Origin of the sequence: Kurthia senegalensis (genome assembly GCF_000285595.1) — a bacterium.
In the GTDB taxonomy this organism is placed as follows: Bacteria; Bacillota; Bacilli; order Bacillales_A; family Planococcaceae; genus Kurthia; species Kurthia senegalensis.
In genome coordinates, this window is record NZ_HE611065.1 from 368237 (window position 1) to 373328 (window position 5092).

Annotated in this window: 7 protein-coding genes; 1 reads left to right on the plus strand and 6 read right to left on the minus strand. The window is 38.3% G+C overall.

Going from position 1 to position 5092, the window contains the following annotated elements; translation table 11 throughout:
* From KSHG_RS18475 to KSHG_RS07150, 6 genes are all read right to left on the minus strand, one after another.
* Positions 1-793, minus strand: a 793-nt coding sequence (locus tag KSHG_RS18475; protein WP_010303829.1) for a hypothetical protein, incomplete at its 3' end; no start/stop codon positions are given.
* A 203-nt stretch (positions 794-996) separates the two neighbouring features.
* Positions 997-1608 carry a YtpR family tRNA-binding protein gene (gene ytpR, locus KSHG_RS07130; protein ID WP_010303831.1) on the minus strand — a complete coding sequence of 204 codons (612 nt, stop codon included), beginning with the start codon at positions 1606-1608 and terminating at the stop codon, positions 997-999.
* Positions 1608-2417, minus strand: a complete 810-nt coding sequence (locus KSHG_RS07135; protein WP_010303833.1) for a DUF1444 family protein — start codon at positions 2415-2417, stop codon at positions 1608-1610. Before KSHG_RS07135 ends, ytpR begins: the two co-directional genes overlap by 1 nt.
* A 16-nt stretch (positions 2418-2433) precedes the next feature.
* The gene (locus tag KSHG_RS07140) at positions 2434-2745 is read right to left on the minus strand and encodes a thioredoxin family protein (protein WP_010303835.1); all 312 of its coding nucleotides are present in this window, start codon (positions 2743-2745) and stop codon (positions 2434-2436) included.
* A gap of 78 nt (positions 2746-2823) precedes the next feature.
* Complete coding sequence (locus KSHG_RS07145) at positions 2824-3345, minus strand: DUF84 family protein (RefSeq protein WP_010303837.1); 522 nt, start codon at positions 3343-3345, stop codon at positions 2824-2826.
* A gap of 108 nt (positions 3346-3453) precedes the next feature.
* A complete protein-coding gene (locus KSHG_RS07150) occupies positions 3454-4524 on the minus strand; it encodes a M42 family metallopeptidase (protein ID WP_010303839.1) in 1071 nt (356 codons plus the stop codon).
* A 194-nt stretch (positions 4525-4718) separates the two neighbouring features.
* On the opposite strand from KSHG_RS07150, the gene KSHG_RS07155 reads away from it, so the two are divergent.
* On the plus strand, positions 4719-5033 hold the full coding sequence (locus KSHG_RS07155; protein WP_010303841.1) for a hypothetical protein: 315 nt from the start codon (positions 4719-4721) through the stop codon (positions 5031-5033).
* The last annotated feature ends 59 nt before the right edge of the window (positions 5034-5092 follow it).

Below are 5092 nucleotides of genomic sequence, written 5' to 3' on the forward strand. Positions count from 1 at the left end.
TTGTTTCTTCGATTGGAGCTACTTCTTCAACTTGTTTTAATTCTGCTAAAGACAATTCTTCTTGTAATGACGTCGTATCTTTATTTGTGAAAATGCCTTTTTTAGAGCGAATAAATTCACGTTGGGATTCTACATATTGTGGTGTGACAATAGGTCGCTTCGGTGGTTTTTGGAATCCATAAATCGGTGAAGGTACTTCCATCGGCTCGAATCGTTTCTTAGGAATAATCGCATCAGATGATGTTTCTGGAGCTGTATAATGTGCCTTCTTCACTTCTTTTTTAACAAGTTGTTTTGCCTCATGCTGCGCTTGACGTTCTTCCATCGCTTTTCTTAAAAGTGGTCGCTCTTGTTTTTTCGGTACATGCGATCGTCCGTTCACTTCTGCTCTGCGAATTCTTGTTTCTCTCGGTTCAGACGCAACCCCAGTATCTGTAAATGGATTGTAGCGATCACGACTTACACGTGGAACTGTTTGAATCAAACCGTTCGGCGCATTTCCAAACGGTGAATAATTCGATGGCTTTTTTTCATATGTATTTGAGCGCAAATCAACAGGACTGTCTTGGAAAATCGGATTTTCTGTCTGTTGTACATCAAATACTTTTTCAACAGTAGGTTGGGATTGCGGTTGGATTTCATCCTCAATTAATGGAAATTGAAATTTCTTTTCTTTTTCCTGTTTCACTGGTTCTTCATACGTATCAGAATCCGTAAACTGTTCGCTTGGTTGTTCGTAATACACTTCTTCCTCTTCATCGTTTCTTTGAAATATCTTTTTTAAGAAACCCATAATTATCACTCATTTCCAATATAATCTTCTTCATTTTATCAGTAAGAAAGAAGGTCGCGCAATTATCCTTCTATGTTTTATCTATACTTTTCATGATATTCCCAAAAAGGGACGTAAGAAAACGTGCGCATCACGCGATAAATTTGCGATTCTACTAAAAAAACGATGAAAGGAATCCTTTCATCGTTTTTTTGAGTTACGTATTATGCGTGGAAAGGTGCTCCAACTTCCATTGTATCATTTAACACTAAAATACCACGTACTTGTGGTGCATTTGGAATTTCTAATTCACGTGCTGAACAAAGCATACCAAATGATTCTACACCACGTAATTTAGATGGTTCAATTACTGTACCTGAAGGCATAACTGCACCAATTTTCGCTACGACTACTTTTTGACCTTCTGCTACATTCGGTGCACCACAAACGATTTGAAGAGGTGCTTCTTCATCTACTTGCACTTTACAAATGTGTAATTTATCTGCATCTGGGTGGTCTGCCATTTCTAACACTTGTCCAACAACAAATTTAGGTGTTAAATCAACGTCTAAGTCCACTGTCGCACCTGTTTTAGCGATTGCTGCTTTTAATTGTTCAACGAACGCTTCTGTTAATTCTACATTCCCCATGAATCCTTCTACATTTAAATAGTTTGATGCATTGAAAAAATTGAATGCTTTTACTTCTTGAGTAGCTTGTTCTTTAATTAATACTAAATCTTCGTGGCGTTCAAGTTCTACTGTAACGACAGGTTCTGACGTTAATTGAACGAGTAAAGTATCGCCTACGAATGGTTTGTTATAAGATACGATCATTATTTGTCTTGCTCCTTTTTATTTCCACTTTTCGCCATAATAAAGATTGGCTCAAGCTTCCCATTTTCATACATAAATGATAACGATGTGATTGGTACCGTTCCGACAGAGAAAAAGTACATCGTCATTTGCGCAAGGACATCATATCCTGTCGCATTTTGAATATCCCCAATAATCATAACGTCTTGGTGAGGAAGAGAAACTGTCATCTCTCCTTTTATTTTAGAAGCGATATCTTTCATGAAGCCCTCATTTAAAATGCGGCTTGCATCGTATCCATCATTCGCATTCACAAAATAAAACGTATTATCCGCCACGACATCTTTTTTCAGCGGAGTAGATAATTGCTTCACGGTGAAACGAGCTGTTTCCTTCACTTCCGTTTCATCCATACCGAGTAATTTTAACATATGCTCGTCAATTAAACGATACGTTCTCCCTAAATCGAGTGCATAAAAAATCGTTGTTTCCGCTGTATGTGGTGTCGTAATGAATGTATACCCCTCTTTTGACTGCTTCGGAAACGAACCTGAGCGAATGACAGGATAAATCGTTGTTTGTCCTGCAAACCCTTTTTTCTCTTGTTCCATCGATTTAAATGTTTCGTCAATCGTATAAACGACTTCATCGATTGCTTTTTCGCCACGCTCTTCATATTTTGCGAGCGTATCACCGACTTGTAAATCGAGCCCCGTTTGCAATGCCTTATGTTCAATTCTTAATTTATTTGTTTTTTCATCGATATTCCACGTATACGTTTGTTCACCTAAACGTTCCTTTAAAACCGTGATGAGTTGTTGTGCTTTCACGTCATCATTCCTTTTCTTATTGTTGTGCTACAAAATTTTCAATTTCTTGTTGTGTTTTACGGTCTTTTGATACGAAGCGACCTGTTTCTGTTCCTTTATTGAAAGCTAAAAAGCTTGGAATTCCAAAAATATCATTTTCAACACAAATGTCGATAAATTGATCGCGATCCACGTATACGAACGTGATTTCTTTAAATTTCTCTTCCACTTCTGGCATGAAAGGATCGATAAAGCGACAATCTGGACACCAATTTGCAGAAAATACGAAAATCACTTTTCCTTCGTTTTTTAATTGTTCAAAATGTGCTACGGATTGTAAAGTTTCCATCATCTATTCCCCTATCATTTGTATCTATTCACTACATACTAGTGTAAACATCTCGGACACTCCTTTCAAAGAAAGTGCCTAGCGATTTTTCCAATACGTATATTGTCCGATTAAAAGCGTTAAAATATGCTCAAACATTTGTTGACGATCAACTAATCCATTTGTGAATACACCGATTGCTCCAGAATGCTCTCGCGTATTTTGTTGCTTCGCATACACGTCCATCACAGGTCCTAATTCGCGTCCGTTTTCTAGTTCATTAGCAATTTCTTCTGGCAACGGGATTTGCGCACCGGCTGCTGTATAAATGCGTCCTTCTTTCGAAACAATAGCTGCCCAATTACATAAATACATCGTATCCTCTACTCGTTTAACGCCGCCTTCTAATCCGAAGGCAATGTCGGCGTTTGTTGCGACGAGTGCTGCTTTAGCACGATTCACTGCCCCTTTTTTCGTCTCTTCATCGGACATCGGCTGGTCAGATACACCTGAAGCAACACCGATTGGTTCAACGATCAGTTCTTCTTTTATGTACATCGTTGCAGCTGTTGTCACTGCCGCGACTTTTGCACGGTTTGTCGTGCCAATTGCTATTTTCATACGTGCCACTCCTTTTCGTCATACGATTCTTTTTTATTGTAGACGTCCCGGCTCAATAAAAAAAGACGTTTCTAAAGATGTATCTTCAGAAACGCCTTATACACTCATTTATTTACTTAAAATCGTTTGGACCGTCGATGCATCAGCTGCACGTACGAGCGCTACGATTAATTCTTTCGCTGCATCAATATCATCTAAATTGACAATCGATGCGTGAGAATGAATGTAACGAGAACAAATACCGATAACAGAACTTGGTACACCATCATTTGAAATATGCACATTCCCTGCATCTGTACCGCCTGGTGATACGAAATATTGATACGGAATATTATTCGTTTCTGCTGTATCTAAAATAAATTCGCGCATCCCTTTATGCGTCACCATTGTACGGTCAAAAATACGTAGTAACGGACCATTTCCTAATTGACCAAATTGATTTTTATCACCTGTCGTATCATTTGCAGGACTTGCATCTAATGCAAAGAATAAATCAGGTTTAATCATATTAGCTGAAACTTTCGCACCGCGAAGTCCAACTTCTTCCATCACATTCGCACCAGCATACAATGTGTTTGGCAACTTATCTTTGTGTACTTCTTTCATTAATTCTAGTGCTAAACCACAACCGTAACGGTTATCCCATGCTTTTGCCATCACTTTTTTCGGATTTGCCATCACAGTGAACTTGCTCGTTGGAATAATCGATTGCCCTGGAAGAACGCCCATTTGAATCGCTTCATCACGACTGTCAGCACCTATATCAATTAACATATTTTTAATTTCCATCGGTTTATTGCGTTGTTCTGCAGATAGTAAGTGCGGTGGCACAGATGCAATCACACCTGGAATTGGACCATTCGTCGTATACACATCGACGCGCTGTGCCAACATCACTTGATTTGACCAACCGCCTAGTGTTTGAAAACGAACCATCCCGTTATCTGTAATTTGTGTCACCATAAAAGCTACTTCATCCATATGCCCTGCAACTAAAATTTTCGGTGCATCTTTTTCGCCGTGTTTGACGCCAAAAATACCGCCTAAATTATCTTGAATAATTTCATCTGCATATGGTTCTAATTGTGAGCGCATGTATGCACGCACTGCGTGTTCATTGCCAGGAGCACCCGGTAATTCAGTTAATGTTTTAAACATTTCTAATGTTTGTTGATTCAACGGAAATTCCTCCCTTTTCTTTTCACTATTTATTGTAGCGATTTAAGCCTTAAATTACCACTTTATTATTTCGATAATCGTGATAATTCTGAAATTTTTCTCATTTACTTTTGAAATTCACCTTAGTTTCTCGTTACACTTATTTTTTATCGTGTGATACACTGTATTTAGAGTTAATTGAAGGGGGAAAACTAATGAAATTATGTGACTTTTTAGTTGGCGTAGTTACTGGCGTAGCAGTAGCTTACGTAGTGAAAGAGACATCAACACGAGTAAATCCAAACAAAAATCCGAATGCTGTTTTAGAGGATATTAAAAACGAATTCAAAAAAGACGGTACGATTGACGGTTCTTGGATTTACATGCAACCGGAATCATTTAAAAAAGAAAACATTACAATCCCTGTTTACAAAGGCGGCATCTCTCGCGTAGAAGATGGCGAAGCTGTAAACTTCGAATTCGCTGCTGATGCAAAAAGTGGCACAATCGTTGATTTAGTTCGTATTTAATTTTGTTTTTATAGATGGTTGAATCATTCAACCACCCATCAAAAAAACTCGAAATCCTA

Excerpts from the sequence above, each read along its gene's own strand:
- ytpR (WP_010303831.1), bottom strand. The coding sequence starts at position 1,608 with ATGATCGTATCTTATAACAAACCATTCGTAGGCGATACTTTACTCGTT.
- KSHG_RS07140 (WP_010303835.1), bottom strand. The coding sequence starts at position 2,745 with ATGGAAACTTTACAATCCGTAGCACATTTTGAACAATTAAAAAACGAA.
- KSHG_RS07145 (WP_010303837.1), bottom strand. The coding sequence starts at position 3,345 with ATGAAAATAGCAATTGGCACGACAAACCGTGCAAAAGTCGCGGCAGTG.
- KSHG_RS07155 (WP_010303841.1), top strand. The coding sequence starts at position 4,719 with ATGAAATTATGTGACTTTTTAGTTGGCGTAGTTACTGGCGTAGCAGTA.